Here is a 25539-nt window from a genome sequence, read left to right as displayed (position 1 = left end):
ATGAACAGTAGAAGAATCTGGGCCCTCATACGTTTTGTACTGACCACCCTCTTTCTTTTCCTTGTTTGGCTTCTTTTCACCACGGAGCCGGGACTATTTTCCTTGCTCTTTGGTCTTGGAGCCTCCATTCTGACTGCAAGTCTCACCTATCATATATTCTTACCCGAGCACGAGGCCGGTTTGGGGTTCTTCATCCCCAGGCCACTCTCGCTCATCAGGTTCCTCCTGCTGATGGTCGTCTCCTTGTATGTCAGCAGCTTCTCGGTGGTTAAAGCGGTGATAAGCGGAAACACCAACCCCCGCATCGTTCATTTCCGAACACGCCTGCGCTCGGACATCGCAAGGACCGTCCTGGCGAATGCAATCACCTTCACCCCGGGGACCATGACACTGGACCTCAACGACGACCACCTGACGGTACACTGGCTGCTCTGTACCACCATGCATACGAAAGCGGCGGGAGAGGCGGTCAAGACAAAGCTGGAGCACGCTTTGGGGAGGACGTGGCTATGAGTTCTTTCATTCTTTCAGGCATGCAGACAGCCTTGTTCGTATTTGCCTTCATCACCTTGATCCGACTCATGCTCGGCCCCACCTCAAGCGACCGGCTTGTCGCCCTCAATGTACTCTCTGCAGTCTCGTTGGCCCTCTTGATCCTGTGGGGGATACGAAATCGTAGAACACTCTATCTCGATGTAGCCTTGGTCTATGATATCTTCGGTTTTCTTGGCTTCCTGGCCATTACGCGGTTTCTCAAGCACCGCAAGGAGGGACGATGATCATACGGGAAATCCTCTCCCTCATTGCATTTTTAATTGGAACCGCCTTCGGCATTGTGGGTATGATCGGTCTCTTCAGGTTCAAGGACCCATACAGTCGTCTCCATGCAGGTTCGTTGTGCGCAACGACGGCGGTCTTCTCCTACCTGATTGCCTTGCTGTTGCTCTCCCCCTCGCTGGCCAGTACCGCCCGCCTGATCATCCTCATCGTGTTCTTTCTCATCTCTGCTCCCACCGGCAGCTCCATTGTCGCCAGATTCATTTGGGAGAGTGAGGACGCCGAGAAGCACCGATCCTCCATGGCAAAGGAGGATAAAAGCCTATGATCATGTATATCCTCATTCTCAGTCTCATTCTTGTCTTGGGAATTTTCACCTTGGCCAGCAAGGATCTATTGCACTCTGTTATTGCTCTCTCAGCCATAAGCATGCTCAGCGCATTGCTTTTCACGATTCTACGGGCCCCTGATGTGGCGATCACCGAGGCGGCCGTCGGAGCCGGTGTATCGACCGTCATTTTCGTTTGGGCCATTCGTCATACCCAAAGACGGGACAAGGAGGAGTCATGAAGGCTTTGACGCATTCAAAAATCATTCTGACCATCCTCATCCTGGGACTCGCCATCCTTCCGGTGATACTCAGCGATGCTCCCTGGCCGGTTCAGGCGCGCGACTATTTATTCGGCAATGCAAAAGCAGACACAGGCGCCGATAATACCGTAAGTGCAATCTATCTCGGCTACCGGGCCATGGATACACTGGGAGAGACGCTGGTACTGCTCGTTTCCATTACCGGAACCATGTCGATCCTGATCAATTTGGGCCGTCACAAGATGGATGAAGAGGCTGTCAAGTTCTCCCTCGAACCCGAAAAACTTCCCCGGCATTCGCTTCGGACAAACCTCATCGAGGTTGTGGCTTCCAAACTGGGTCCCATTGTCCTGCTCTTCGGGTTCTATGTTATGTTGTACGGTCACATCTCACCGGGAGGAGGCTTCCAGGGCGGGGTCATACTGGCCTCGGGTATTGTCTTTCTGGCATTGGGCACCGAGTTGAAAACCAAGCTGACCAATACCATCGTCCTTTCACGCATCGAGTCCCTGTCCTTCCTCTTTCTGATGCTCGCCTCGATCAGCGGAGTCTTCTTTGAGAGCGGATTCTTCGGCAACCCGGTCAAGACAGTGCAGAACCTCTCGCCGAACTTCATCATACTGCTGAACATCATCATCGGATTGAAAGTAGGTACGAGCATTGCCGTCATGTGCATCGCCATGATGGGAGGCAGCCATGATCATTGAACGAATCCTCATTTTCCTGCTCTTTTTGATTGGATTTTCCGCCATTGTTGCAATGCGCAACATCATCAAGAAAATCTTCGGATTGAATCTGATGAATGCGGCAGTCGTTCTGCTCTTCATCCTGGAAGGGAGCAGGATCGGCAGCCAGGCCCCCATCCTTGATGATGGCATTATCCACATGGTCGACCCGATTCCCCAGGCCCTCATGCTCACAGCCATTGTCATCGGGGTCTGTGTATCGGCACTCTCGCTCGCCCTTGCCGTACGCCTCTACCAGGCCACAGGATCACTTGATATCGATGTCATCACCAAGAGGTTGGCTGATGAGCATTGACACCCTCTTTCTCGCACCCATCTACCTCCCTTTGCTTGCCGCCAGCCTGATTCTTGCGGCCAAGGCGTTCGCAGGCGAGACCGTGCGCAAGGCATTCGAGCTTCTTGGCTTTCTCATCGGTCTGGTGCTTCCGGCATTCGCCCTGTTTGCATTGCGAGGCGCAGTATGGGACCATCAGAGTGTAGAGACAGTCATTGGGGCCTGGGAGACGAGTCTGGGCGTCCACTATCACTTTGATGGACTCTCCTATCTTTTGATCGCCTTGCACCTGCTCGTAAGCATTCCGGTTTGGCTGTACAGCAGACACGCCGGCCCCAAACAGAACACCTTCAGCGTGGTATTTTTCGTACAATGTGCTGCAGTTGCCGCTACCAGCCTTACCGCCGACCTCTTCAACCTGTTCGTCTGTCTGGAGGTGATGGGCATCACCAGCTATGTATTGGTGGCTTCAAGCGAGAAGGACAGCTCAGCCTTGGCTTCCTTCAGTTACCTCCTATACAGCGCAACCGCCATGGTTTTCTTCCTGCTTGGGACTTTCGGACTCTACCGTATCACCGGCTCACTCTCCTATGAAGCCATCGTAGCAGCCAAGAACAACCTTGGAGGAAACGACCTGGTGGTGGCCCAGCTCTCCTTGGTTCTCATCGTCATCTCCACACTGCTGCGAAGTGCAGTCTTTCCCCTGCACGGCTGGTTGGTCGGAGCCCACTCCAAGGCTCCGCATGCAGTATCGGCACTGCTCTCGGGGGTTCTGATCAAGATTCCCCTCTTCGCCCTCGTCCGGCTGCTGCTCTTGGTGGTGGGAAGTCAGCGCATCGGATTCATCATGGCTTGGGCGGGAGGCATCTCTTCGGTCGTCGGCATCCTGCTCGCTCTCTTCGAACACCAGGCAAAACGACTGTTGGCCTACAGTTCGATCAGCCAGATCGGTTATGTGGTATGTGCATACGGTCTGGCCGTCAAGGCCGGCATAGAGACCGAAAAAGGAGCCCTGTTGCTTGGAATCGCCCTGCTCTACGGCTTCTGCCATGCACTCTCGAAATCTTTGCTCTTTCTGACCGTCGGAACCACAACCGACGTCCTTGGCACAAAGGACCTGAACAAGGCACGAGGAGCAATTGCGGCACTCAGACAGAGGGGAGAGCGAATCCCTCTTACCTTCATCTGCTTCATCATTGCCACCCTGAGCATGACAGCCCTGCCGCCAACGATCGGGTTCATGGGAAAGAACACCATGCTGCACCTTGCAAAGAACCATGCCTCGGTGCATCTGCTGTCCATAACATCGGTTCTTACCATCGTTGCCTACAGCAAATTGGCTCTCATGTTTCTCCCTTCCAAAAAAGCCCTGGCCGTTGATGAAAGCTGTGTCGTATCGAAAACAATGAAGCTTTCCTATGCCCTGCTTGCCCTTATGATCCTCGCTGGAGGGTTCTTTTATGAGAGGATCCAAAGGTTCCTTGTTCATATTCTCACCCCTCTCTCCGAGGCAAAGGGAGGGTATATCGCGTATTACGCGTATCAAGACTTGGGAAAAACCCTTGTCACGGTCGGTCTTGCGTTCCTCTGCATCGTCCTGACACGGACGGCCTGGGTGAGAAAGCTTATCCGGCCGCTCTCATCCAAAGAGGTTGGTTTCGCCGATCTCTTTTTCGGCTATGCCCTGGCTATAGGATTCATGGCCGCAAATCTCTTGTGGTAGGGGGAATCCATGCTGAGTAATGCAAACCTGATGTTTTCTCCCATCTACCTCCCTTTGCTAGGTGCAGCCTTGATTCTGGTTTGCAAGAGCTTCTTTCCTACGAAGGTACGCAGGCTTGCCGAATACGTGGGAGTCATCATCGGCTTGGCCTTTCCTGTCATTATTGTCCTCTCTCTCTATCCGGTATTGCAGGAAACGGGAAGCATCGATGCAGTGGCGGGTTCCTATAGAGGCATTATCGGAATAACCTTCAGCTTCGACGGATTGTCGATGCTCATGATTCTCCTCGCCGCCTCCGTCACCATTCCTTCTTGGATCTACTCACGCAAGGTGGGGCCGGGACACTCCTCCTTCACCGCCCTGATTCTCATCCAGAATGCAGCGATCAGCGCCATCGCCATGACAAGCGACTTGTTCAACCTGTTTGTATGTCTTGAGGTGATGGGTGTTGCCGCCTATGTATTGATAGCAAGCAGCCAAAAGGGCCATGCCGTGTATGCCTCCTTCTCCTACCTCATGATCTCCTCATCGGCGATGGTCTTCTTCCTGCTGGGTACATTCGGCCTCTATCGTCTTTCCGGCTCACTCAGCTACGAAGGAATTGCCCAAGGACTTGCCGGCCTTGGACCGGAGGCACAGAAAACCGCCCTCCTCTGTCTCGTGCTGTTGGTAGTTCCCATACTCTTACGGGTTGCCGTGATGCCCCTCTCGCTATGGCTCATCGATGCCCACTCCAAGGCTCCCCATGCAGTCTCGGCCATGCTTTCAGGCGTCTTGCTGAAGATTCCTCTCTTTGCGTTGATTCGCGTATTCTCACTCTCCCCTCTCTCTGGTGCAATGAGCCTTCCGCTCAGTTGGGCAGGGACCATCACCGCCCTGCTGGCGGTTCTTTTCGCCCTTGCCCAGAGCGATGCGAAACAGCTGCTTGCCTACCACTCGATCAGCCAGATAGGGTATGTGGTCAGTGCCTGGGGTCTGGCGCTTCACTACGGCTTGGAAACGAGAGCAGGTTCGTTGTTGCTCGCAGCATCCTTCTTCCATGCTTTCTGCCACGCTCTCTTCAAGGCTCTGCTCTTTCTCTCGATCGGAACCGCTACCGACAGCGGTGGCAACCGTAATGTCTATACACTCAGAGGAGCAAACTATCGGTTGCGTGAGGAAGGAGAGAAGCTGCCGTTGACCATGCTCTGTTATTTCATTGCAGCCCTCTCCATCACAGCCCTTCCCCCGTTCAATGGGTTCTTCAGCAAGACGCTGCTCACCTACTCCCTCAAGGGTGGATGGCAATATGTCATCCTCAGCATTGCAGGGGCCGCAACGGTGGCTTCCTTCATCAAGCTCTCCCGTATCTTTCTGCCTTCCAGGCAGCCCCTTGAGCCGATCATGCAAGGCAGCCTGCCCCGATTTCCCGTTTCTTTGCACCTGGGGCTCCTGATGCTGGCTGTCATGTGCGTTCTCACCGGAGTTTTTGCTCCTCAGGTGATGGCATTCATCGGGACGCTGCTCGGTCAGAAACAAGCCTTGGGCTATGGGCATGACTTCTTTTTCAACACACCGAATATGCTCAAGACCTTGTACACACTCCTTGGAGGGATTCTGCTGTTTGCTGTGGCAGTCAGCAAACCGGGGGCGAAGGTGCTGCACCGGATCAAGGCACTGCGCGGTTCCTTCACCGACCTCTTTTTGGGCTTCGCCTCGGCTATCGCCGCTCTCCTGATCATGCTCTTGTAGCATAAAAAAAGCTGCAGGAAATCCTGCAGCCCGCATTGATAATAAAGAACCTGCCTAGTTCGCCATCACCAGATCCAAATCAATCTCACAGGCGATGGTGGGCATGGTGCTGCCCCAATTTTCCAGAACCTGGGGATGAATCTCACCAAAGACACCGACCTCGATCTGTCCGACCATGATGCGCGCACAGCGGCCGTCGATGAACCTGCCGTCTCCTTCAAGGGATGCGAGGCTAAACTCCTTTCCCAGGAAGTAGAGAAGCGTATTGACCAACGATGAGACGTCGTTGTATCCCATCACGCTGTCGCTGGCCAGGAAGCCGAGGGTGTTGCGGGTGGTCGTTCCACTGTTGTCATGTTCATCGCGGAAGGCTACCTTGCCTACCTCGAAGATCTTGTGCGGGAACGGGGCATGGGCGCTGACACTTTCACTCTCCAACAATGAAGGAATGATCGAGGGGCGCACCACCTCATAGTTCTCACTCATCGGATTGGAGATGAAGATGCACTTCTCCTGAGGGTAGGACATGTTGTCCACATACTCGCGTTTGGAACCGAGGTAGTTGTACATCATCTCCTGAAAGCCCAGGCCGACCATCAGGTCTTTTACCTTGCGGCCCATCTCCTCGGCAGGACTGAGGCGACCGACGGTGAAGTCCTGGGGCATCTCGGGTGCAAAATTATTCAGCCCGTAGCCGATCATCACATCCTCGATCAAATCAGCAGGATGCAGAAAATCGTTGCGATACTCGGCCACCGTTGCATAGACGACATCACTGTCGCAGATGGCATGCATTCCCATACGCTTCAGCGATGCAATCACTTCATCACTGCCGAGCTTCACGCCCAGCGTCTTATGAATCTGGGCCATCGTGCAGGAGACGGGCTCCTGGAAGTAATACGGAACGGTGATCTCACTGCCGAACTCAGTCTCTTCGCCCAGGATGACCTTGACGGGAAGGATCTCAAAGCCCATGTCACTCATATCACAGGCCATGATCGAGGCTGCAAGCAGCAGGTCCTTCAAGTCCATACCCGAGAGTTCGAGGAAGAGGTTCTCATCCCCTACTTCGACAGCCCCGATGCGGTCGCTGTTGATGACCGGAGGGAAGGAGAGCACATCGTTGTTGTCGTCGTGCAGGAAGGGGAAGAGCGCATGGTCGCTGACAATATGACCGTACTCTTTTCCCTTGGGATGTTCGCTGCAGATTTGACGCAAGGTCAACTCCTTATCCATTCCCAAGGGAATGAAGGAGGTGGCATCGGGATCGGCGCCACGGTAGTGAACAGGGTACTTGATCAGATCGGAGCGGTAGATTCCCATGGCAATGGTCTTACGCTTGCGCCCAAAGTTGGAGCACAGCTTCTCCTGGCTCTGGATCAGGGCCTCAAGGTCGTCCTCGCTCACCTTGTGTCCGCGTGCGGCAAACCCGATGGAGAACGGTCGCACTTCCTTGACCGAAGCGTCGACGACCAGGGAACGGCCTTCGCTGTCGAAGGTTTCGTCTGCAGTGGAGAAGAAATCATAGAGCATGACTTCTTCTTTTTCGTAGGACTTCAACAGGCGTGCGATGCCGGCCGCAGACCACAAGTCAGGGCGGTTGGTATCGTTGAGCTCGATTTTCAGCACATCTTCCTCATGGCCGTCCAACTCCGCCTTGGCAACCGGGAATTGTGCTTCCAGCTCACTATCACTCAGTGTTTTTCCCAGCAAGCTGAAAAAGAGCCTGCTGGTGGTTTCAATCTTTGGCATTAGTTTCCTCTCCTCATGCGAACCGACTCGATGTTCGGGGTAAAGAGCTCGCGCAGGTCATTCAGACCCAGATGCATAAGAGCCATGCGGTCGATGCCCAAGCCCCATGCGAGTACCGGTACATCAATTCCCAGTGCCTTGGTGACCTCGGGGCGGAAAATACCACTGCCGCCAAGCTCGAACCAACCAAGCACCGGATGCTTGATGTGCACCTCGATCGAGGGTTCGGTAAAGGGGAAGTAGCCGGGAACATACTTGACTTCCTCGGCTCCAGCAATCTCTTCGGCGAACATTTTCAGCAGTCCGAGCAGGGTCTTCAGATTCACATCCTCACCCAGTACAATTCCTTCGGTCTGGTAGAAGTCGGCCCCGTGGGTGGCGTCGACCTGGTCGTAGCGGAAGCAACGGGCCACCCCGAAGTACTTGCCGGGAACCTTGGCCTTGGGAAGCTGATGGGCGGACAGGACGGTGCCTTGGCTGCGGAGCACCTGACGGCGGGTAAACTCGTGATCGAAGCTGTACCTCCAACCCCGGCTGCCGGTTGTCCATCCATCCTCATGGGTTTTGGCAACCTGACTGAGCCACGGCTCCTCTATCTCCTTGCAATGCACCGGATCTTTGACGTAATACACATCGTGAATGTCGCGTGCGCTGTGGAACTGCGGCATGAACAGGGCATCACCGTTCCAGAATTCGTTCTCAACCAGCGGTCCATCGAACTCTTCGAAACCCAGACTGCACAGCTTGTCCTTCACCCACTGCAGGTAATTGCCGTAGGGATTGTGCCGGCCCGGGATCAGACGACTGGTGGGAGCATTGAGTCCGTAGGGACGGAACGATCCTTCTTTCCAACTGCCGGTGCTCAACATCTCACTGGTAACCAGTCCCAGCTCTTCGCCGGTGATATGTGCTTTCAGGATGGCCTCTTTAGCGCTCTTTCCCTCAGCTGTCAATGCAAACCCGATATATTCCCGTTCTATGACTTTGAACGGCGAATTGGCCGCACCCCGCTTTTTGGCAATCTTGGCCATGGCGGATTTCTGCGCCTCACTCAGATCTGCTTCTGAAAGCTCGCCCGCAAGACCGAGACGGAGCAGCTCGGTGATAAGTACAAACTCACCGCCAAGCTCCTCTGAGAGAGCCTGGGCCTTGTTCTCTTCATTCATGCTTGCATAACCGGCCTTGGAAAGCTGGCCGAAGGCTGATCCGATCTCACTCTTTTCCAGCTGCAGGGCCAAGGCAAGCTCAGGCAGCGCCTGAGGTCCCTCAGCCTTGATAAAGGTAAAGATGCGCTGGGCGGGAGTTCCCTTTTGCTGCTGTTCTCGTCCGAATTCAGTCAGTTCATACATGACGCGTGTTTCACGGCTCGTTTCGACCAGGTAGCCCTTTGCGCTCAACCAGCTGAACGCCTGGTTGCACTGCCCCACGTTGTAACCGAGTTCGTCGATGATGCGCTCGGCTGTGATCTGCTCGTTCAGGTCGACATGCCTGAGCAGGCGGACTTCCAGTGGATGCAGGTTCTTTACATCGATATCCATGCTGTTCTTACTCCTGTAGATACGCTCTACGCCGAGGCGTAGAGCAAGTGGCTTGTATTCTAGCGTCTACAGGAAAAAAAGGAAAGTCTATCCAGCCTAGAAAAGCGAACGAACCGCCTGCATGACCTCTTCTGTGGAAGGAATTACCTCCGTTTCCAATTCAGGTGCGAACGGAATGGGAAGCTCCTTGCCGCATAGTCGCTTCGGTGTCGCCTGCAAACCGGCCAAGGCTTCGCTGTCACTGGTTACACAGGCGATGACCTCGGCACCGTATCCACCGTATTCGGGGCTGTCATGGACCACCAACAACCTGCCGGTCTTTTTAACAGAGCGCAGGATTGTCTGGGTGTCCATCGGCTTGAGTGTGACCAAATCTATGACCTCGGCCTCAATCTCATCCTGCAGACTCAGCCGGACCGAGGCTTCAAGGCATGTGGTGACTGCATGGCTGTAGGAGACAATGGTCACATCCTTGCCACGCTTCTTGGTGATGGCCTTGCCGATGGGCAGCAAATACTGCTCGTCCCCTACCGGTCCCAGGTTGTTGTATAGATGCTTGTGTTCAAAATAAAGCACCGGGTTGTTGCTTCGTATTGCACTCTTGAGCAGGGCTTTTGCATCACCCGGGCACGAAGGTGCGACAATGATCAGACCTGGAATATTGGCAAACATCGCCTCCAGACACTGGGTGTGTTGAGCGCCGTGGCCGGTCCCGCTGCCGATCGGGGAGCGAAGCACCATCGGACACGACAGCTGGCCCGCACTCATAAACCGGATCTTGGCTGCATGGTTGATGATCGGATCGCTTGCAAGGGTGGAAAAGTCGCCGTACATGATCTCAACCACCGGCCGAAGCCCAAGTAAAGAAGCCCCGACGGCAAGTCCGGTGAAGGCTTCCTCGCTGACTGGTGTTTCATGCATCTGCGCCCCATGCTTTGCATACAGGTCTCCGGTGACCTTGAAACAACCGCCGTACAGGCCGATGTCCTCACCGATGAGATGCACCGCCTTGTCGCGGCTCATCTCCTCGTCCAGGGCTTGGCGTATGGCTTCACGGTAGCTCATTCGTGTCGTCGACTGACATACCTTGTAAACCTCTTCCTCCTCAGGGGCGAAGAGGTATTCCATCGCCTGATCGAGGCTGATTCGTTGATTGCGAATTGCCGCAGCATCCACGGCAGCCTCGTCGATGTGTTTGCGTGCTTCCAGAATGAGACGGGAGACATCCTCCTCGCTATAGAGGCCGCTTTCGACCATCCTGCGGGAGAAAAGGAAAATCGGGTCGCGTTCACTCCAAGCCGCCTCTTCCTCCCGACTGCGGTAGATGCAGGGGTCGCTTTTTGAGTGCCCGCAGCATCGATAGGTCTTCACTTCCAAAAAATACGGCTTGCCGGTGGTGCGGATGTATGTTACTGCCTTCTGTGCGGCAGCATAGACTGCTTCCACATCATTGCCGTCTACGGTTGCATGACTGATGGAGTAAGCATCGGCACGACTTGCAATGGAGGAGGTGGAGACCATGCGGCTTGCAGCGGCGCTCATGCCATAATCGTTGTTTTCACAGAAGAACAGAATGGGAAGCGACCAGACCGAAGCAAGATTCATGCTCTCGTGCACAGAGCCGCGGCTTGTGGCCCCGTCTCCGAAAATTGCCACGCTGATGGCTTGGCTTTTCTGCATTTTCAAAGCGAAGGCAAGTCCTGCGGCAAGGTTCACCCCGCTGCCGACCACCGCCGAGGAACCTGCATTCCAAGTCTGCACATCAGTCATGTGCATCGAACCGCCGAGCCCCTTGCAGATGCCGTCTGCCGAACCGAACATCTCACTGAACATTTTGCGCTCGTTGGCCCCCCGGGCTATGGTGTGACCATGGCATCGATGGGTTGGAACGATCCAATCACCTTGGTCGAGTGCCAGGGAGAGACCTGCCTGACAGGCCTCCTGCCCGATGGACAGGTGGGTTGTTCCGTGCATCTCCTTGCGTTTGAAGAAGTCATCGATACACTCCTCGAAATGGCGTGAACGCACCATCATCGAGAGCGCAGACTGCGCCTGTTCTTTTGAAAGGTTCATGTATGCTCCCCGGCAGGATATGCAGTCCTGCCTTTCCAAGCTATTCCGGGTTCGTGGCCTTCTCTGGTAGTCGTTCCATCCTATTGGTTGGAAAGAATACTGTCAATAAATCCAATGTATATCGTATGGAAGTCGCCATCCTTATAGAACGAATCAATTTCAGGAAGGAGGAATGACTCCTTGGCGAGCGGCAATACGGCGGCTTTCGTACAAGAGAAAACCAACGAAGCCTGCTTGAAGGTTACACGCTCGGTTCCTTTCGGTCCTGTCAAGTAATTGATTTTCAAGCCGGTTTGCGCAATTTTGTCATGGTCCCGTCCGCTGTGCTGACCGCACCAGAGCAATCGGTCCTTCATTTCCGGGGGGAAGAATGAGACGGTGAAACCTTCGCTTTGCTCAAGGAACTCATGGGTGTATCGACTCGATCTGACATAGAGGGTAAGGATGTTTCTCCCCCACAGGACTCCCATCGACCCCCAGGAGGCAGTCATGGTGTTGAATTTCTCACTGCTGCCTGCGGTAATAAGAAACCCGTCTTTTCCGATGGCGGTAAAGGGATTCATTTGCAGAAGTTCTACAGGAACGTCAACATACATGATGGGCCTCCTTTTCTCTGCTTTCAGTGTAATATTGCCGCAATAGTGTGGTCAAGTAGCAAAAATCCTTCAGGAGTACGGCCTTCGAGCCGCCCCGGCCAACATTGACACTGTCCCACTTTTCGTATATTCCTACTGACATACAGAACATGTTCCAACAGTCAATCTGTTGCGTTGAGGAGGCCCAATGAAAGATTCCCTCGCGATCCCTGCTTTGACAGAGGATCTCGCCCGTGTTCTCATCGATGCAGACACGATCAACCGCAGGGTTGACGAGCTTGCCCGGCAGATCAGTGCCGATTATAAGGACAGCGAAGGCAAGTTGATTCTGGTGGGGGTACTCAAGGGCTCCTTCATATTCATCGCCGACCTCGCCCGTAAATTGAATGTCGAGCATGTCGTCGATTTCATCGCACTATCATCATACCATGGAGACCACAGCGGCAATGTCAGACTGCTGATGGACACCCGTGAGAACATGGAAGACAAGCATGTGCTCATCATCGAGGACATCCTGGACAGCGGCAACACCCTTGACTACCTGATCCGCAATTTCAAGACCCGCAATCCCAAATCGGTTCGCACAGCCGTACTGTTGGATAAACCCGATCGGCACATTGTACCGGTGGACATCGATTACATCGGGTTCACCATTCCCGATGTCTGGGTTGTCGGATACGGCCTGGACTACAATGAAAAACACAGGACCCTTCCCTACATCGCAGAGATGTATCCACAAGCCTGAGGAGTAAGAGATGGACGACAAGAAGTTCTACGTCAGTTACAATTCGGTACACAAGCTGGTGAAAAAGCTCTCGTTCGAGTTGCTTGAATCCGGCTACGACCCCGATGTAATCGTTGCAATTGGAAGCGGCGGCTTCATTCCCGCACGCATCATGAAGACTTTCATCAACCGCCCTATTTTCGCGGTAGGCATCTCCTACTATGGCATTGACAAGAAGCACAAGGACCACCCCACCAAAATCCAGTGGATCGATGAAGTTCAATCACAGCTGGTCGGCAAGAAGGTCCTCTTGATCGACGAAGTCGACGATACCCGGGCAACCTTGGCATACTGCGTCGGAGAACTTCTGAAGTTCAATCCCGAAGAAATTGCTGTTTTGGTCCTGCACAACAAGCTCAAGGAGAAGGATGTGGAATTCCCATCCGAAATCAAGCGCTATTTCGCAGGCATGGAGCTTGCTGATTTGTGGATCAAATACCCGTGGGATGCCGAGGAGATCGAGGACCACACCCAAAAAGAAGCGCTGATGTTGCAGTCATTTGCAAAAGAAGGCAAGGAGCTGTATTGATGAGCAATGTTACTTCGATCGTAGGAGCCCAGTGGGGAGATGAAGGCAAAGGCCGTGTCGTTGACTACCTGGCCGTCAATTCAGATTTAGTGATCCGCTACCAAGGCGGGGACAATGCAGGCCATACCGTCATCAACGAGATGGGAAAGTTCGCCCTGCATATCATACCCTCAGGCATTTTCAACCCCGAGACGATGAACATCGTTGGAGCGGGAACCGTGGTCAACTTCGAAACCATGGCCGAGGAACTGGATTCCATTGCACAAAAAGGCGTGGAGGTGAACAACCTGTTCATCGATGTACGCGCCCATTTGATCATGCCCTATCACCGGGCCCTCGATGGAGCCCAGGAGGGTTCGAAGACCCAGAAAATGCAGATCGGCACCACCAAGCGCGGCATCGGTCCCTGCTACAGCGACAAGGCGACTCGTTCGGGAATCAGGGCCGCCGACCTGCTCGATTTCGACCGATTGAGAAACCGCATCGAGATGGCACTCCCACAGAAGAACCGTGAGCTGGCCTACTTCGGACTTGCCGAGTATACCGTCGATGAATTGATGGATCTCTGCGCCAAGTGGAAGGAACGATTCGGCCATATGCTCATAGACACGCTGCCGGTCGTCCGCCAAGCGTATGAAGAGAACAAGAGCATCCTGCTTGAGGGTCAACTGGGCGTAATGCGCGACCTCGACTGGGGCATCTACCCCTATACCACCAGCAGCAGCCCCACCAGCGGTGGCGCGGCAGTCGGAAGCGGCTTGGGCCCCCGACGCATCGACCATGTCATCGGAGTTACAAAAGTCTACTCCACCAGTGTGGGCGGCGGTCCGTTCATGACTGAATTGTTGGATGAGACGGCTGAAAAACTCAGAGCCATCGGCGGGGAGTATGGAGCCACCACCGGCAGGCCCCGCCGTTGCGGCTGGTTCGACGCCGTGGCCGCCGACTACTCCTGCTGGATCAACGGATTCACCGGCCTTGCGCTTACCAAGCTCGATGTACTCGATACCTTTGAGAAGATCAAGGTCTGTACAGCCTACCGGGTCAATGGTGAGGTTATCACCTATCTGCCCGAGACGGCCCTGCAGGAGATAGCAGAGCCCATCTACGAGGAGTTCGATGGTTGGATGACTCCCACCACCGAAGCCCGGAAGTGGGAAGACCTGCCGCCGAAGGCCCAAGCATACTGCAAGCGCCTCGGGGAGCTTGTCGGATGCCCGATCAGGTACATCTCCGTCGGTCCCGAGCGAGACCAGATAATCATACTTTAATGCCATGTATCATGAGGCCTGCCGAATCCGGCGGGCCTCCTATTTGCAGAAGGAACCTGTATGAAACGCATTCTACTCTGTTGTCTGCTTTCCTTGTCCGTTCTTTGGGCAAGCGATCTTGTCGTCCTCACCGACGGCTCGATGCATATCGGCCTGATCGTCCGATACGAGGCTGACAAAGCGTTGTTGTTCGAGGACCTGAAAGGGAATCAGATTGTCTATCCCCATGACGCGCTCCTGGTCACACGAACGAATGTTGACGTGGAAAGCCTGATAGCCGTCGATTGGAACAGAATCGTCTACCATCCCAGACAAAGAGGCGGCGCTTATGAGGTTTCTCCAAGGTATACCTACAAGGGGCAGACCTATACCATGGAAACAGGCTGGGGAAGAGAGAGCGAGGTTCTGCAGTTCTTCGACGTGCTGAAAACACAAGAGCTGGATCAGCATACCCGTTCATTGATTGCAGAGCTTGAGCGTGCCATGAAGAAGCAGAGTGACTGGATGCAAGCCGGCCTGATAACTGAACTCGCCGGCCTGACCATGATGCTCACCCCCCTCTTTCTCAAGAACGACTCAGTCGACCCTCCCACCACGCCAATGTGGGCCGCCTGGACCGGGGTCGCCGGACTGGGTGTGAACATCACAGGGCTGGGCATCCTGATCAGTCAGTTGTTCGTCAATCATGACCACTATCTGCCCGAGATCGCCCGGTCATTCAACAGCAACGTTCGATGAAAGCAAAAGTTACTGAGTATAAACATCTATGCGGTGACCTACATGAAGAATAAGAATCACCACACGATCTTCTAAGATTTCAGCAATCAGTCGATAGTCCCCTATTCGATACCGCCATTGGCCACTTCGATCGGCAGTCAGGCTTTTACCACTTTGATAGGGATTTGTGCAATCTTCCAAATGTTTGCGAATCCAAGCAACAAGCATCAGGCTGATATGTTTATCCATTTTTTTCAATGTTTTTCGCGCATCATTGGAAAACTCTACGTGGTATTTCATTGCAAACCAAGTTCTTGCTCAATCTCATCCAATGAGTAGGTTACCGGGTTATTGTGGAATTCAGATATTGCTTTTTCATAGAGCTTAAGGTCAAACTCGTCTTCGATGCGCTCAAGGATTGATTGACGGACAAGCTCTGAGATAGTTAAACCTTTCAATTCTGCATACCGTTGTATGAGCTCAAGCTCATCCTGCTTCAATCGTACTGATAAGCCCATTATTGTACTCCTTCTTCATGTAATACATTGTAACACAGATAAGACTGCTGAACAATAGTCTTCCATTCCAGACCAACACATCCAGTCCATACTTCCGTCAGCATACGCTTCCTGCTTCAAAAAAAGGTAATTTTCTTTGTTTAGTTATTGACATATGCCGAAAACCCTTGTACGGTAAAGCTAGTTACTGACATATGTCAATAACATACTTAGTACAAGGAGGCACGATATGCCACGAAGAGATGGAACCGGTCCTGCCGGATTTGGTCCGATGACAGGAAGAGGAATGGGTAATTGCAACAATTACTCCGCAGTTGGGTATGGAATGGGAAGACGCGCAGGCAGAGGATGCGGCCTCTACGCAGCTGTTGCCTCCCCCATTACGCTTGCAGAGAGAAAACAATTGCTCCAAGAAGAGCTGAAACGTATTGAAGCATTGGAGAAAGCATGAGTAGACCACGCAAATGGCGAAGCGTTTGTTCGCTTCCTCCGAACTCCAGGTTCGGGCCGATAGGCTCGAACCTCGAGGGACGGCAGCCTGTAGTCATGTCCGTCGATGAGTATGAGACCATCCGTCTCATAGATCATGAAGGCATGACTCAACAGGAGTGCTCCGAACAAATGGAGGTAGCGAGAACCACCGTGCAAGGTATGTATGACACTGCACGGAAAAAACTGGCTGCTTCCTTGGTGGATGGCAAACCGCTCTTCATCGAAGGCGGTGAATATCGCCTGCATGACCACAATGGACAAGGGTTGGGCAGATGCGGCCGTGGCTGCAGATGGAGATCCAGAATGACAGAGATTGAAGGAGAGAATCACCAATGATTGTTGCAGTACCGGCAGAAGAGCAGAAATTAGACAGCCCCCTGTGCGTCTCATTTGGAAGAGCACCCTATTATTGTATTTTTGATACAGAGAATCAGAAGAGCAACTTCATCGTAAATGAGGCGGCACAAAGTCCTGGAGGAGCCGGCATCCAAGCGGCCCAGGATTTGGTGGATGCGAAGATCACCACCCTCATAACCTTTCGCTTGGGAGAAAATGCTGCAAAAGTGCTGAAAGCCGCAGACATATCCCTGCTTAAGGCTCTCAACCTCAGCATCGCAGACAATATCAGTGCACTGCTTGAGAACAAGCTTGCTGAATTGGATGCCATCCATGCTGGATTTCATCATGCCCACTGACCGCACCATAGCGGTGCTCAGCGGCAAGGGAGGCACCGGGAAGACCTTGGTCAGCGTCAATCTTGCTTCTGTGGCGCAGCGGGCCACCTACATCGATTGTGATGTGGAAGAGCCGAATGGGCATCTCTTTCTCAAGCCTTCCTACGTACAGGAAGAGGTGATTACCGTAGGCAAGCCTGTCGTCGATCAGAATCTTTGCGATGGCTGCAGGATCTGCAGCAAAGCCTGCGCCTTCAATGCCTTGGCTGTCATAGGCAAGCAATTGTTGATCTTTGATGAGATTTGCCACAGTTGCGGCTTGTGCATGCATCTCTGTCCCAACCATGCGTTGACCGAGGTTCAGAAACCACTGGGAGTTGTCCGTAAGGGAAACAGCGGTACAATCACATTTCTCTCTGCAGAGATGCGCATCGGAGAGAGCTCGGCCGTCCCACTCATCAAAGCCTTGATGAGGGAAAAACACAGCGGGCTCACCATCATCGACAGCCCTCCAGGCAGCGGTTGCCTGGTGACGGAAACCATTTCCCATGCCGATTTTTGCCTCCTGGTCGCTGAACCCACCATCTTTGGTGCACACAACCTTGCCATGGTGCATGAGCTGGTGATGCTGTTGAAAAAACCCTGTGCAGTACTGTTGAACAAGACTCAGGACGGGGAGAATCCATCACTGGCGTATGCAAAAACACATAATTTACAGATTCTCGGCTCCCTCCCCTATGACCAAGACCTGGCCCGTCTTACGAGTGATGGATTGGTGGCAAGTCAGGAGAGTGAGAAGTATCACACCTATTTCTCCCTGTTGCTGAAGGAGGTTGAAGATGCATCAGATACTCATTCTCAGCGGTAAGGGGGGAACCGGAAAAACCACCGTTGCCAGCACCTTCATCGCCCTCTCCCAGGCCAAGGCCTACGCTGACTGCGATGTCGATGCACCCAACCTTCACTTGGTCATGGGAAGCTTTACAAAAGAACAGGCATCCGATTATTTCGGTCTGCCCAAGGCGATGATCGACAGCGACCTCTGTACCGCCTGTAGCCGATGTTTTGCAGTATGCCGCTTCGATGCCGTCATCCCAGGTCCGACGTATCGAATCGACCCGATTGCATGCGAGGGCTGTACCTACTGCCTGCATGTGTGTCCTGTAGGTGCGATTTCCACCAAACCGGTCAAGGTAGGAGAACTGAAGCTGTACGAACGGGGCGAAGAGCGTTTCTCGACAGCCACCCTGACCATGGGAAGCGGAACCACCGGCAAGCTGGTAAGCGAAGTAAAAAAACAATTGAGGGACAATACCCAGGAAACAGAGGTGGCAATCCTTGATGGAAGTCCGGGCATCGGGTGTCCGGTCATTGCATCGCTTGCTGGTGTGGATTTGGCCCTCATGGTCGCCGAACCCTCGGTCAGTGCTTTCTCGGATCTGAAGCGGGTTATTTCCAGTGCCCGGCAGCTGCAGGTCCCGGTAGCAGTGGTGGTGAACAAATACGATATGAATCCAACAATCTGCGGGGAAATCGAGGTATTTTGTTTCAAGGAGGGCATTCCCTTCCTCGGAAAGATTCCCTACGACGGGCAGGTCATTGCAGCACTGAACAAAGGTGAGAATCCAGCCTGCCTGAACAGTCCGGCATCGAATGCACTCAAGAGCATCTATAGTAAAACACTCCAAGTATGGAAGGAGCACGTAAGGCAATGAAGATTACAACCTTGGTGGAAAATACCACCACATGCAGCGCTTTAGGATTTGAGCATGGATTAAGTCTCTACATCGAAGCAGCAGGCAAGACCATACTTTTCGACAGCGGGGCGAGCGAGCTCTTCGCCGTCAATGCAGAAAAACTAGGCATTGATCTTCAACGGGTTGATGCTGCGGTGCTCTCTCACGGCCACTATGACCATAGCGGAGGTTTGAAAACGTTCTTTACCAAGAACACCCATGCCCCCCTGTATGTGAGAAAGGAGGCCTTCGGCCCCTATTACAGCGAGCGTGCCGAGGGCGAGTACCATTACATCGGCGTCGATCCCACCCTTTTTGGCAGCAATCGATTTATGTTCACCTCCGCATTTACTCCCATCAGCGGTGATATCACCTTATTTTCCAAGGTGGATGGTACCGATTCCGTTCCTTCGGGAAATCAGAGTCTCTTCAGAAAGGAAGGAGAGACCTATACGGTGGACAACTTTACCCATGAGCAATACCTCTCCATTCAAGAAGGTGATGTCAGGCTTCTGGTAACCGGATGCTCTCACCGTGGGATCCTCAATATCCTGAAGTCATACCACGATCACCGGGGTTTTCACCCGACCCATGTCATCGGAGGCTTCCATCTCTACAACCATCGTACCGGCGAGCCGGAAAAGCCGGAGGTGCTCGAGCATATCGCCTCGGTTCTGCTTGCAAGCAAGGCGACCTTTTATACCTGTCACTGTACGGGTGAGGAAAACTATGCTGCGTTACGCGGTTTGATGGGAGAAAAGGTTCGCTATCTTGCCGGTGGGGATATCTTAAGTCTTTAATATCTTACTATATCAGGAGTTTTATATGTTGAAAGTAGCAGTAGCAAGTGAGAACAAGATGGTGTGCGGACATTTCGGTCACTGTGAGACATTTGAAGTATTCGATACCAAGGAAGGAAGGATCATCGACCACAGCAGTGTACCGAATCCAGGGCATCGTCCTGGTTTTCTTCCCAATTTCCTGCACGAGATGGGTGTGAACACCATCATCAGCGGGGGTATGGGGGGAGGCGCCGTCGATATCTTCAATGAGCACAACATCGAGGTGATTCTGGGTGCCCAAGGCAAGAGCGAGGAAGCAGTAAAAGCCTACCTTGCAGGATCACTTGCAAGTACCGGCAGCATCTGCCATGAACATGCCCATCATGATGAGTGCGGTGAATAAGTACCACAATATTTTTTCTTCTCCCAGCTTCGGCTGGGTTTTTTTTTGCGAACTGACAACATTGTGATGTGAACAATATTGTTGTCCTCTGATTGTTGAATCTTTAAATACAGCATCTATTTGTAGGTTTCAGTTGAAACATGCACTATTTTTTGCATTGGGTTGCCTAACTGACAACTTATATATTACTATTAGGTTGTCTTAATCTTGCACAGAATAGACATCACTGTTATACGAGGAGCAACACACAATGATTGAATTTAGGAATGTGACCAAACGATATGGGTCCAAGACAATTCTTCACGATTTGAGCTTTACCATCAAAACCGGAGAATTCGTTGTCTTAATCGGTCCCAGCGGATGCGGCAAGACCACTACGCTGAGAACCATCAACCGCTTGATCGAACCCAAGGCCGGTACGGTCTTCATCGACGGCAAGGATGTAACCAAGCAGAATGCCGTACAGCTGCGCCGTCAGATCGGCTATGTCATCCAGCAAATAGGATTGTTTCCGAACATGACCGTCAGCCAGAACATCAGCGTGGTTCCCAAGCTGTTGGGCTACTCAAAGGAAGAGTGCGATACAATCGTCCGCGACCTTCTCTCCCTTGTTGATATGCCCTATGAGGAGAACGCCCATAAATATCCGTCCGAACTCTCAGGCGGGCAGCAGCAGCGCATCGGAGTACTGAGGGCTTTGGCGGCCTCCCCTCCGATTGTCCTGATGGATGAGCCTTTCGGAGCCCTGGACCCTGTCACCCGCGATTCGCTTCAGGAAGAAGTTAAGCGGATCCAGAAGAAGCTGAAAAAGACCATTGTCTTCGTCACCCATGACATGGATGAGGCACTCAGACTAGCCGACACCATCATTTTCATGGATAAAGGCAAAATCCTGCAGATGGCTAGCCCCGAGGAGATGCTCCAGCACCCTGCAAGCCCGGTCATCAAGAGCTTCATGGGCAAACATATGGACCAAGACACCCCCACGGCTCCCTTGCTTGCAGAGGAGTTCATGAAAAAGAAAGTCTACAAGGTCTACAAGCATAGTAAAACGCTCGAGTCCATCGAGATGATGAGCAAGCGCGAAATAAACAGCCTGGTCGTTATCGACGATGATGAGACCTATCTCGGAACGGTATCCATCGAGGACATCAAGGCCCGCGGCAAGGCCGGTCGTTCGATCGCAGAGCTGATCAACACCGACACCATGACCGTCGGCCGTAAGGACGATGCGAAAGAAGCACTGGACAAGCTGCTCTCATCCTCTTCCAACTACGTGGTTGTACTCAACGACAACAGGACGGTGGCGGGAATCATTACAAGAACCAGCACCGCCAAGGCAATGGGTGAGGCCCTCTGGGGGGACTTGTCGGCATGAGAATGATCACCTTCTTTTCAAAAAATTCAGAAGCGATGTTTGCAAGCCTCGGACAACACATAGCCTTGGTCCTCATCGCAGTAGGCTTGGGAATGGCTATTGCCATACCATCAGGAGTTCTTTTAACCAGACATAAGAAAATTGCGCCCTATTTCCTCGCCCTTGCAGGAACGGTGCAAACCATACCGGGCCTGGTCATGTTGGGCTTCGCCCTGATCATCATGGGCATCGGCACCCTGCCGGCGTTGGCTGTCCTGACCATCTATTCGATACTCCCCATCCTCAGGAACACCTATACCGGCATCACCGAGGTACAGCCCGCGTACAAGGATGCCGCCAAGGGAATCGGGATGTCCAAGAGACAAGTACTCTTCAAGGTCGAGCTTCCCCTGGCCCTTCCCACCATTGTCAGCGGAATCCGCATTTCGGCAGTATACATCGTCAGTTGGGCAACCTTGGCCGGCATGATCGGAGCAGGTGGTTTGGGTGACTGGATCTGGACGGGTCTGGCCACGTACAACACCGACTACATCCTGGCCGGTGCCATACCTTCCGCCATCCTGGCTTTTGCTTTCAGCGCCCTCATCGGCCTCGTACAAAAGCTCATCACCCCGCGCGGGCTCAGGAGGAACGCATGAATGAGCTTATGACTGCAATCGCAGAACACCTGACCATAGTAGCAATTTCGATGGTCTTCGCAGCCATCATCGGCATCGCATTGGGAGTCCTCTCCTATTGGAAACCGAGGGTGGGAAGGTACATCATCGGCATTGCCGAGATCATCCAGACCATACCTTCGCTTGCCTTGCTGGCCCTGTTGATGATCATCTTCGGACTCGGAGACCTCACCATGGGAGTGGCACTGGTGCTGTATGCCCTGCTTCCCATCATCCGCAACACCTATACCTCACTGACCGAACTGCCTCCCTACATCATCGATGCTGCACGAGGCATGGGAATGAGTCGGCAGCAGCGGTTGGTGAAGGTCGAGATTCCCCTCTCCATTCCCATGATCTTCGGCGGCCTTAAGGTAGCCTTGGTCAATTCACTCTCCATCGCCGTGATGGGGGTGCTCATCGGAAGCGGAGGGTTGGGATACATCATCTACCGTGGAATCCAACAGCGCAATATGGACAGGATTCTGCTTGGAGCAATTCCGGTGGTCGTCATCGCCCTCATCTTCGATTGGGGCATGGGAAAAGCCGAGAAACGATTACAAAAACACGCACGTTAAGGAGTATTGAGAAATATGCATAAGAAAAGAACCAAAATCACCATTGTACTGACCCTGGCCTTGGCCGCAATCCTGTTTTTCACCGGTTGCGCCAAGAATGACAGCATCACCATCGGATCGAAGGACTTCGGCGAGAACATCGTCATTGCAGAAATGCTCTCTCAGCTTGTAGAGACACACACCGACTTGAAGGTGAACCGAAAACTCAACCTCGGCGGTACATTCGTCAACTTCAATGCGATCAAGAACAACCAGATCGACCTCTATCCCGAATATACCGGCACCGGTCTGACCGCCCACCTGAAAATGGATGTGGTCAACGATCCCGATGAGTCCTATAGAATCGTAAGTGAAGAGTTTGTGAAGCAGTGGGATATCGTATGGCTCGAACCGTTTGGGTTCAACAATACCTATACCCTTGCCGTTACGCCTGAAGTCTATGAGAAGTACGGGGTGGAAACCTACAGCGACCTGATCCCGTATGCCGGTGAAATGGTATTCGGTGCAGAACATGAGTTCTTCGACCGGCAGGACGGCTTTGACGGACTGGTTGAGATGTACGGCCTCAATTTCAAGGGCGAACCGATGAAGCTCAACGCCTCGCTCAAGTACCAGGCCATCGGACGCGGCGACATGGATGTCACCGACGCTTTTGCCACCGACGGCCCGATCAAGCAGTACAGCCTGAAGATTCTTGAGGACGACCTTGGATTCTTCCCTCCCTACCATGCCGCACCGATTGTACGCAAGGAGGTCCTGGACAAGCACCCCGAGCTGAAGAGTGTACTGAACATGCTTGCAGGCAAGCTTGACGATGCAACGATGACTGAACTCAACTATCTTGTCGACGTGGAAGGGAAAGCCGTGGAGCAGGTGGCAAAAGAGTTCCTTACATCACTGAACCTCGTATAATACGTGGATGTCCATCGTATTATGCCGGGACAGGGGGAGTGTGCCCCCTGTCCCTTTTTCATGTACCCAGGGAAACTACGCCATTCTGCAGCGTGTAGTCGGCCAAGGTAATTCCTGCCTCCTGAGAGAATGAAACCACCTTGTCGAGGCCGGCCCAGATTTCACTGGGCTTATGTGCATCACTGTTGGTTACCACTGTAACGGGATATTCACTTGCCAACTGCCAAAAGGGAAGGATCGGGTAGGCATAGCGTTCGCCCTGTGCTGTCTTGACCTTGCGCTTGCGCATGCCGTTGGAGTTGATCTCCAAGGCGACACCCGAACTTGCGGCGCACTCGATAATTGCTTTCGAACACGCTTTTGCCTCATCATCCCAAACATGGTAGTTGTAGGCAAAGACATCAGGGTGTGCACCAAAGAGGAAGAGCCCCGACTGCAAGGCCTTGCAATAGAGGTCGGTATAGAGAGCAAGGTCCTCCTTTGTCAAGGTGTTCCAAAACACCGAGTACTCACGATCCATGTCAAAGCTAAGGTCATGAATGGAACAAATGAGGTAGTCGGTTTTTGCTTTCAGCTCTTCATAGTAGCTTTGGTACTGAGGAAGGTAGTCACATTCATATGCGGTGAGTACCGTGAGCGGAGTATTCTGCCGTGCATCACGAACGTCCTGCTCATAGAGAGGCATCTGTTCATAATCCATACGGGTCCTGGCCCAGCGCGAGTCGGGTACGGGGCAGTGCTCGGTGAAACCCAGCACCTTGAGGCCATGTTCGACGGCCGCTTGAGCATATTCGCGTATCTGACCGCTTCCGTGTCCGCAATAAAAGCTATGGGTATGGAGGTTAACCACCTCCTGGGAATAGGTTTGTGCTTTCATAGTTCTTGGAGAGCAAGTATCGGTGATAAAGAGTGTTTATGCAACACCCGAAATGAGCGGCTCGTTGGAAAAATTATTTTGCCAATTTTTCGTTTTGAAGCGTAAAGTTATTGACCTACTTGCAGAAATACCCAATTATGGGGCTGAATTCAGAGGAGATGCCGATGCGCCACATCACCAGTTCCAAATCTTATCTTCTCCTTGCCACTCCAGCCTAGAAATCTTTATTGGGCCTTGTTTTGCAAGGCTTCACAACTATCACCGATCCAGGGAATGGCGTATGTTGACCTGGACGGGCAGACATCACCATAGTACAGGAGGTTTAGCCGTGAGCAAACCTACCACCAAGCACCTCATCCTCGCTATAGCCCTGGTTGTCCTGGGCAGTCTTCTCTTCCTCGGTTGTTCCAAGACAACGGAGAACAACACCACCGGCAGTAAAAAACTGTATGTGTACAACTGGTCCTACTATACTCCCGACTCGGTCGTTGAATCGTTTGAGAAGGAGTTTGGGGTGGACGTGGTTCTGGACTACTTTGCCTCCAATGAGGAGATGTTCGCAAAGTTGATGGCCAGTGGCAGTGCAGGCTATGACGTAATCTTCCCCTCGGGCGACTATGTCTCGATCATGAAAAACCTGAACATGCTGGAAAAATTGGACGTTTCCAAAATGCCCAACCTCCAGTACATCACCGATTTCGCCCTCTCCAAGGCCTACTATGACCCGAAGATGGAGTACTCGGTCCCCTACTACCTCGGAGCCACTGGCATCGCAGTCAACACCAAGATGGTCAAGGAGTACGAGAAGACCTGGAATATTTTTGGTGACACCCGGCTTGCCGGCCGTATGGTCATGATGGACGATATGCGTGAAGTCCTGGGCGATGCGTTGGCATATTTGGGTTACTCGGTCAACACTACAAATCCCGCAGAACTGGAAGCAGCACGCAAGCTTGTCAACGACAAGTGGAAGCCGAATCTGGTCAAGTTCGATGCAGAAGGGTTTGCCAAGTCCTTCGCCTCTGGCGAGTACTGGGTCTCCCACGGCTATGCCGAGGCGATTTTCGAAGAGATCCCCGAGAGCCAGTGGGCCGACATCGACTTCTTCCTCCCCATCGACGGCGGTCCGATGTACTTCGACTCCATGTGCATTCCCAAGGGAGCCAGGAACTACGACCTTGCCCTTGAGTTCATCAACTACATCCACAAGCCGGAGAACTATGCCCAGTTCCTCGACCGCTTCCACTTCCCCGCCTCGGTGAATACCGAAGCTGAGAAGTATCGGACCACCACTCCGTTCTACACCGTCGAGATGCTTGAGAACTACGAGCTGAAGGACGACCTTGGTCCGAACCTTGAGATGTACAACAAGGCATGGGAGACCATCCGTTACGTCAATTGACCTAGTATTACGATAGAGGGTACAGTCAT

Annotated in this window: 31 protein-coding genes; 24 read left to right on the top strand and 7 right to left on the bottom strand. The window is 52.9% G+C overall.

The window, feature by feature from the left end; all coding sequences use genetic code 11:
* Genes MUG09_RS03920 through MUG09_RS03885 form a run of 8 tightly spaced genes read left to right on the top strand, consistent with a single transcriptional unit; the run spans position 1 to position 5842 of the window.
* Positions 1-513, top strand: coding sequence for a Na+/H+ antiporter subunit E (locus MUG09_RS03920; protein ID WP_244773776.1), 513 nt, complete (start codon positions 1-3; stop codon positions 511-513).
* Positions 510-779 (top strand): MrpF/PhaF family protein, encoded by a 270-nt coding sequence (locus tag MUG09_RS03915; RefSeq protein ID WP_244773774.1) that lies wholly within the window; start codon positions 510-512, stop codon positions 777-779. The genes MUG09_RS03920 and MUG09_RS03915 overlap by 4 nt, the downstream gene beginning before the upstream one ends.
* Positions 776-1105 carry a monovalent cation/H(+) antiporter subunit G gene (gene mnhG / locus MUG09_RS03910; RefSeq protein ID WP_244773772.1) on the top strand — a complete coding sequence of 110 codons (330 nt, stop codon included), beginning with the start codon at positions 776-778 and terminating at the stop codon, positions 1103-1105. Before MUG09_RS03915 ends, mnhG begins: the two co-directional genes overlap by 4 nt.
* Positions 1102-1347: a Na(+)/H(+) antiporter subunit B gene (locus tag MUG09_RS03905; RefSeq protein WP_244773770.1), complete on the top strand. Its 246-nt coding sequence runs from the start codon at positions 1102-1104 to the stop codon at positions 1345-1347. Before mnhG ends, MUG09_RS03905 begins: the two co-directional genes overlap by 4 nt.
* Complete coding sequence (locus tag MUG09_RS03900) at positions 1344-2075, top strand: MnhB domain-containing protein (protein WP_244773769.1); 732 nt, start codon at positions 1344-1346, stop codon at positions 2073-2075. The genes MUG09_RS03905 and MUG09_RS03900 overlap by 4 nt, the downstream gene beginning before the upstream one ends.
* Positions 2065-2409 (top strand): sodium:proton antiporter, encoded by a 345-nt coding sequence (locus MUG09_RS03895; RefSeq protein WP_244773768.1) that lies wholly within the window; start codon positions 2065-2067, stop codon positions 2407-2409. The genes MUG09_RS03900 and MUG09_RS03895 overlap by 11 nt, the downstream gene beginning before the upstream one ends.
* Complete coding sequence (locus tag MUG09_RS03890; RefSeq protein ID WP_244773767.1) at positions 2399-4111, top strand: complex I subunit 5 family protein; 1713 nt, start codon at positions 2399-2401, stop codon at positions 4109-4111. Before MUG09_RS03895 ends, MUG09_RS03890 begins: the two co-directional genes overlap by 11 nt.
* A gap of 9 nt (positions 4112-4120) precedes the next feature.
* Positions 4121-5842 carry a complex I subunit 5 family protein gene (locus MUG09_RS03885; protein ID WP_244773766.1) on the top strand — a complete coding sequence of 574 codons (1722 nt, stop codon included), beginning with the start codon at positions 4121-4123 and terminating at the stop codon, positions 5840-5842.
* A 54-nt stretch (positions 5843-5896) separates the two neighbouring features.
* On the opposite strand, the gene pheT is transcribed toward MUG09_RS03885, so the two are convergent.
* The 4 genes from pheT to MUG09_RS03865 all read right to left on the bottom strand — a co-directional run bounded on the left by pheT (position 5897) and on the right by MUG09_RS03865 (position 11801).
* The gene (gene pheT / locus MUG09_RS03880) at positions 5897-7594 is read right to left on the bottom strand and encodes a phenylalanine--tRNA ligase subunit beta (RefSeq protein WP_244773765.1); all 1698 of its coding nucleotides are present in this window, start codon (positions 7592-7594) and stop codon (positions 5897-5899) included.
* Entirely contained in the window at positions 7594-9132 is a 1539-nt protein-coding gene (gene pheS / locus MUG09_RS03875; protein WP_244773764.1) for a phenylalanine--tRNA ligase subunit alpha, read from the bottom strand. Before pheS ends, pheT begins: the two co-directional genes overlap by 1 nt.
* Positions 9133-9228: 96 nt before the next feature.
* A complete protein-coding gene (locus MUG09_RS03870) occupies positions 9229-11205 on the bottom strand; it encodes an alpha-ketoacid dehydrogenase subunit alpha/beta (RefSeq protein ID WP_244773763.1) in 1977 nt (658 codons plus the stop codon).
* Between the two features lie 80 nt (positions 11206-11285).
* Complete coding sequence (locus tag MUG09_RS03865; protein WP_244773762.1) at positions 11286-11801, bottom strand: flavin reductase; 516 nt, start codon at positions 11799-11801, stop codon at positions 11286-11288.
* Positions 11802-11988: 187 nt separating this feature from the next.
* Here MUG09_RS03865 and hpt point away from each other — a divergent pair, with 187 nt between their 5' ends.
* The 4 genes from hpt to MUG09_RS03845 are packed head-to-tail and all read left to right on the top strand — an operon-like array spanning position 11989 to position 15123.
* On the top strand, positions 11989-12546 hold the full coding sequence (gene hpt, locus MUG09_RS03860) for a hypoxanthine phosphoribosyltransferase (protein ID WP_244773761.1): 558 nt from the start codon (positions 11989-11991) through the stop codon (positions 12544-12546).
* A 10-nt stretch (positions 12547-12556) separates the two neighbouring features.
* Complete coding sequence (locus MUG09_RS03855; RefSeq protein WP_244773760.1) at positions 12557-13114, top strand: phosphoribosyltransferase; 558 nt, start codon at positions 12557-12559, stop codon at positions 13112-13114.
* Positions 13114-14385, top strand: coding sequence for an adenylosuccinate synthase (locus MUG09_RS03850; protein ID WP_244773759.1), 1272 nt, complete (start codon positions 13114-13116; stop codon positions 14383-14385). Before MUG09_RS03855 ends, MUG09_RS03850 begins: the two co-directional genes overlap by 1 nt.
* 60 nt (positions 14386-14445) lie before the next feature.
* Positions 14446-15123: a hypothetical protein gene (locus MUG09_RS03845; RefSeq protein ID WP_244773758.1), complete on the top strand. Its 678-nt coding sequence runs from the start codon at positions 14446-14448 to the stop codon at positions 15121-15123.
* A gap of 9 nt (positions 15124-15132) precedes the next feature.
* Here MUG09_RS03845 and MUG09_RS03840 read toward each other — a convergent pair whose 3' ends face one another.
* Both MUG09_RS03840 and relB read right to left on the bottom strand, forming a co-directional pair.
* Positions 15133-15402, bottom strand: coding sequence for a type II toxin-antitoxin system RelE family toxin (locus MUG09_RS03840; protein WP_244773757.1), 270 nt, complete (start codon positions 15400-15402; stop codon positions 15133-15135).
* Positions 15399-15620, bottom strand: a complete 222-nt coding sequence (relB, locus tag MUG09_RS03835) for a type II toxin-antitoxin system RelB family antitoxin (protein WP_244773756.1) — start codon at positions 15618-15620, stop codon at positions 15399-15401. Before relB ends, MUG09_RS03840 begins: the two co-directional genes overlap by 4 nt.
* Before the next feature lie 229 nt (positions 15621-15849).
* On the opposite strand from relB, the gene MUG09_RS03830 reads away from it, so the two are divergent.
* From MUG09_RS03830 to MUG09_RS03780, 11 genes are all read left to right on the top strand, one after another.
* Positions 15850-16071 carry a DUF5320 domain-containing protein gene (locus MUG09_RS03830; protein WP_244773755.1) on the top strand — a complete coding sequence of 74 codons (222 nt, stop codon included), beginning with the start codon at positions 15850-15852 and terminating at the stop codon, positions 16069-16071.
* A complete protein-coding gene (locus tag MUG09_RS03825) occupies positions 16068-16448 on the top strand; it encodes a DUF134 domain-containing protein (RefSeq protein ID WP_244773754.1) in 381 nt (126 codons plus the stop codon). Before MUG09_RS03830 ends, MUG09_RS03825 begins: the two co-directional genes overlap by 4 nt.
* Positions 16445-16807, top strand: a complete 363-nt coding sequence (locus tag MUG09_RS03820; protein ID WP_244773753.1) for a NifB/NifX family molybdenum-iron cluster-binding protein — start codon at positions 16445-16447, stop codon at positions 16805-16807. The genes MUG09_RS03825 and MUG09_RS03820 overlap by 4 nt, the downstream gene beginning before the upstream one ends.
* A complete protein-coding gene (locus MUG09_RS03815) occupies positions 16782-17654 on the top strand; it encodes a nucleotide-binding protein (protein ID WP_244773752.1) in 873 nt (290 codons plus the stop codon). Before MUG09_RS03820 ends, MUG09_RS03815 begins: the two co-directional genes overlap by 26 nt.
* Positions 17626-18501, top strand: coding sequence for an ATP-binding protein (locus tag MUG09_RS03810; RefSeq protein ID WP_244773751.1), 876 nt, complete (start codon positions 17626-17628; stop codon positions 18499-18501). The genes MUG09_RS03815 and MUG09_RS03810 overlap by 29 nt, the downstream gene beginning before the upstream one ends.
* Positions 18498-19322: an MBL fold metallo-hydrolase gene (locus MUG09_RS03805; RefSeq protein WP_244773750.1), complete on the top strand. Its 825-nt coding sequence runs from the start codon at positions 18498-18500 to the stop codon at positions 19320-19322. The genes MUG09_RS03810 and MUG09_RS03805 overlap by 4 nt, the downstream gene beginning before the upstream one ends.
* A gap of 25 nt (positions 19323-19347) precedes the next feature.
* A complete protein-coding gene (locus MUG09_RS03800) occupies positions 19348-19707 on the top strand; it encodes a NifB/NifX family molybdenum-iron cluster-binding protein (protein WP_244773748.1) in 360 nt (119 codons plus the stop codon).
* 250 nt (positions 19708-19957) lie between these two features.
* Entirely contained in the window at positions 19958-21085 is a 1128-nt protein-coding gene (locus tag MUG09_RS03795; RefSeq protein WP_244773746.1) for an ABC transporter ATP-binding protein, read from the top strand.
* Positions 21082-21723 (top strand): ABC transporter permease, encoded by a 642-nt coding sequence (locus MUG09_RS03790; RefSeq protein ID WP_244773744.1) that lies wholly within the window; start codon positions 21082-21084, stop codon positions 21721-21723. The genes MUG09_RS03795 and MUG09_RS03790 overlap by 4 nt, the downstream gene beginning before the upstream one ends.
* Positions 21720-22319, top strand: a complete 600-nt coding sequence (locus MUG09_RS03785) for an ABC transporter permease (RefSeq protein WP_244773742.1) — start codon at positions 21720-21722, stop codon at positions 22317-22319. The genes MUG09_RS03790 and MUG09_RS03785 overlap by 4 nt, the downstream gene beginning before the upstream one ends.
* A gap of 15 nt (positions 22320-22334) precedes the next feature.
* On the top strand, positions 22335-23231 hold the full coding sequence (locus MUG09_RS03780; protein WP_244773740.1) for a glycine betaine ABC transporter substrate-binding protein: 897 nt from the start codon (positions 22335-22337) through the stop codon (positions 23229-23231).
* A gap of 58 nt (positions 23232-23289) precedes the next feature.
* Here the strand turns inward: MUG09_RS03780 and MUG09_RS03775 are convergent, their stop codons facing one another.
* The gene (locus MUG09_RS03775) at positions 23290-24108 is read right to left on the bottom strand and encodes a histidinol-phosphatase (protein WP_244773738.1); all 819 of its coding nucleotides are present in this window, start codon (positions 24106-24108) and stop codon (positions 23290-23292) included.
* A 328-nt stretch (positions 24109-24436) separates the two neighbouring features.
* Here MUG09_RS03775 and MUG09_RS03770 point away from each other — a divergent pair, with 328 nt between their 5' ends.
* Entirely contained in the window at positions 24437-25510 is a 1074-nt protein-coding gene (locus MUG09_RS03770) for an extracellular solute-binding protein (RefSeq protein ID WP_244773736.1), read from the top strand.
* Positions 25511-25539 lie beyond the last annotated feature (29 nt).

Source organism: Sphaerochaeta associata, assembly GCF_022869165.1.
In the GTDB taxonomy this organism is placed as follows: domain Bacteria; phylum Spirochaetota; class Spirochaetia; order Sphaerochaetales; family Sphaerochaetaceae; genus Sphaerochaeta; species Sphaerochaeta associata.
Note: the sequence above shows the minus strand (reverse complement) of the source record. Positions and strands in the feature narration are given on the sequence as shown.

Excerpts from the sequence above, each read along its gene's own strand:
- hpt (WP_244773761.1), top strand. The coding sequence starts at position 11,989 with ATGAAAGATTCCCTCGCGATCCCTGCTTTGACAGAGGATCTCGCCCGT.
- MUG09_RS03795 (WP_244773746.1), top strand. The coding sequence starts at position 19,958 with ATGATTGAATTTAGGAATGTGACCAAACGATATGGGTCCAAGACAATT.
- MUG09_RS03780 (WP_244773740.1), top strand. The coding sequence starts at position 22,335 with ATGCATAAGAAAAGAACCAAAATCACCATTGTACTGACCCTGGCCTTG.
- MUG09_RS03895 (WP_244773768.1), top strand. The coding sequence starts at position 2,065 with ATGATCATTGAACGAATCCTCATTTTCCTGCTCTTTTTGATTGGATTT.
- MUG09_RS03870 (WP_244773763.1), bottom strand. The coding sequence starts at position 11,205 with ATGAACCTTTCAAAAGAACAGGCGCAGTCTGCGCTCTCGATGATGGTG.
- MUG09_RS03820 (WP_244773753.1), top strand. The coding sequence starts at position 16,445 with ATGATTGTTGCAGTACCGGCAGAAGAGCAGAAATTAGACAGCCCCCTG.
- MUG09_RS03785 (WP_244773742.1), top strand. The coding sequence starts at position 21,720 with ATGAATGAGCTTATGACTGCAATCGCAGAACACCTGACCATAGTAGCA.
- MUG09_RS03815 (WP_244773752.1), top strand. The coding sequence starts at position 16,782 with ATGCTGGATTTCATCATGCCCACTGACCGCACCATAGCGGTGCTCAGC.
- MUG09_RS03805 (WP_244773750.1), top strand. The coding sequence starts at position 18,498 with ATGAAGATTACAACCTTGGTGGAAAATACCACCACATGCAGCGCTTTA.
- relB (WP_244773756.1), bottom strand. The coding sequence starts at position 15,620 with ATGGGCTTATCAGTACGATTGAAGCAGGATGAGCTTGAGCTCATACAA.
- MUG09_RS03855 (WP_244773760.1), top strand. The coding sequence starts at position 12,557 with ATGGACGACAAGAAGTTCTACGTCAGTTACAATTCGGTACACAAGCTG.
- pheT (WP_244773765.1), bottom strand. The coding sequence starts at position 7,594 with ATGCCAAAGATTGAAACCACCAGCAGGCTCTTTTTCAGCTTGCTGGGA.
- MUG09_RS03800 (WP_244773748.1), top strand. The coding sequence starts at position 19,348 with ATGTTGAAAGTAGCAGTAGCAAGTGAGAACAAGATGGTGTGCGGACAT.
- MUG09_RS03915 (WP_244773774.1), top strand. The coding sequence starts at position 510 with ATGAGTTCTTTCATTCTTTCAGGCATGCAGACAGCCTTGTTCGTATTT.
- MUG09_RS03865 (WP_244773762.1), bottom strand. The coding sequence starts at position 11,801 with ATGTATGTTGACGTTCCTGTAGAACTTCTGCAAATGAATCCCTTTACC.
- pheS (WP_244773764.1), bottom strand. The coding sequence starts at position 9,132 with ATGGATATCGATGTAAAGAACCTGCATCCACTGGAAGTCCGCCTGCTC.
- MUG09_RS03890 (WP_244773767.1), top strand. The coding sequence starts at position 2,399 with ATGAGCATTGACACCCTCTTTCTCGCACCCATCTACCTCCCTTTGCTT.
- MUG09_RS03840 (WP_244773757.1), bottom strand. The coding sequence starts at position 15,402 with ATGAAATACCACGTAGAGTTTTCCAATGATGCGCGAAAAACATTGAAA.
- MUG09_RS03885 (WP_244773766.1), top strand. The coding sequence starts at position 4,121 with ATGCTGAGTAATGCAAACCTGATGTTTTCTCCCATCTACCTCCCTTTG.
- MUG09_RS03845 (WP_244773758.1), top strand. The coding sequence starts at position 14,446 with ATGAAACGCATTCTACTCTGTTGTCTGCTTTCCTTGTCCGTTCTTTGG.
- MUG09_RS03790 (WP_244773744.1), top strand. The coding sequence starts at position 21,082 with ATGAGAATGATCACCTTCTTTTCAAAAAATTCAGAAGCGATGTTTGCA.
- MUG09_RS03830 (WP_244773755.1), top strand. The coding sequence starts at position 15,850 with ATGCCACGAAGAGATGGAACCGGTCCTGCCGGATTTGGTCCGATGACA.
- MUG09_RS03905 (WP_244773770.1), top strand. The coding sequence starts at position 1,102 with ATGATCATGTATATCCTCATTCTCAGTCTCATTCTTGTCTTGGGAATT.
- MUG09_RS03900 (WP_244773769.1), top strand. The coding sequence starts at position 1,344 with ATGAAGGCTTTGACGCATTCAAAAATCATTCTGACCATCCTCATCCTG.
- MUG09_RS03920 (WP_244773776.1), top strand. The coding sequence starts at position 1 with ATGAACAGTAGAAGAATCTGGGCCCTCATACGTTTTGTACTGACCACC.
- MUG09_RS03825 (WP_244773754.1), top strand. The coding sequence starts at position 16,068 with ATGAGTAGACCACGCAAATGGCGAAGCGTTTGTTCGCTTCCTCCGAAC.
- mnhG (WP_244773772.1), top strand. The coding sequence starts at position 776 with ATGATCATACGGGAAATCCTCTCCCTCATTGCATTTTTAATTGGAACC.
- MUG09_RS03850 (WP_244773759.1), top strand. The coding sequence starts at position 13,114 with ATGAGCAATGTTACTTCGATCGTAGGAGCCCAGTGGGGAGATGAAGGC.
- MUG09_RS03810 (WP_244773751.1), top strand. The coding sequence starts at position 17,626 with ATGCATCAGATACTCATTCTCAGCGGTAAGGGGGGAACCGGAAAAACC.
- MUG09_RS03775 (WP_244773738.1), bottom strand. The coding sequence starts at position 24,108 with ATGAAAGCACAAACCTATTCCCAGGAGGTGGTTAACCTCCATACCCAT.